Source organism: Streptomyces sparsus, from assembly GCF_054776295.1.
The window spans coordinates 1-857 of the sequence record NZ_BAAHCA010001427.1 but is presented as its reverse complement, the minus strand read 5'-3'; the positions used below and the strand labels follow the sequence as shown (position 1 = coordinate 857).

1 protein-coding gene and 1 pseudogene are annotated in these 857 nt (G+C 77.7%); one reads left to right on the top strand and one right to left on the bottom strand.

Annotation, left to right across the window (positions count from 1 at the left end; translation table 11 throughout):
* Positions 1-367 (top strand): annotated as a pseudogene (locus tag ACYVE9_RS28855) (hypothetical protein); the annotation flags it as partial.
* Positions 368-439: 72 nt separating this feature from the next.
* Here the strand turns inward: ACYVE9_RS28855 and ACYVE9_RS28850 are convergent.
* On the bottom strand, positions 440-857 hold a 418-nt coding region (locus ACYVE9_RS28850; protein WP_461030830.1), incomplete at its 5' end, for an NUDIX hydrolase.

Here is an 857-nt window from a genome sequence, read left to right as displayed (position 1 = left end):
GCCCTGGGCCGGGGTGCTGCCGCCGCGCAGCGGCTGGCGGCAGCTGGGCGAGCTGCCGACGGACGCGGTGCGGACCGTCGCCACCGCGGCGGTCTCCGAGTTCCGGGAGCGAACCGAACGGCTGGACCCGGAGCAGCGCACCCGGGAGCGGCTCGACGCGCTGGCCGAGGAGATCTGGTCCCGGCCGCTGGGCCGTACCGAGGTGCCGCTGCGGGCGGTGCACGCCGCGCACGCGCTCGGGTTTCTCGGCGGTACGGACCCGGTCGGGCTGTTCGCCGCCGCCAGCTGGCTGCGGCTGCGTACCCCGTACGGTTCGGTCGCCGTCCGCTCGGGTCCCTCGACGGGCCTCTCCGTCACCCCGCGCTGAGCCGGTCGCACCTGCGGCGCTCGCCCTCGGAAGCCTGCCGCACCACCTGCGACCCACCTGCCGCCCCGCGGCTCAGGGTTCACCTGCCGCCCCCGGTCGAGGTTCTCGACCGGGGGCGGCGTGCAGGTGGGTGAGCACCGGCGGGTGGAGCCCGGCCGGTACGAGGGCCGCCACCTCCGCCGGGGTGCACCAGGCGACGTCGGTGATCTCCGCGGGGGCGGCCACCGTCGCCGTCCCGGACACCGCCAGGCAGGCGACGTAGTCGAGTCGGCGTCCGGTCAGCGGGTGCCGGCGGGCGCCGAGCAGCCGCAGGGGGAAGACGCGCAGCTCCGTCTCCTCGAAGGTCTCGCGAACCGCTGCCCGGTGCACGGCCTCGCCGGGGAGCACCTTGCCCGCGGGCAGCTGCCACCGCAGCTCACCCTCGGGCTCCCGGCGGCGTACCAGCAGCAGCCGTCCGTCGCGCACCACCGCGGCCGCGGCGACGGGCGGC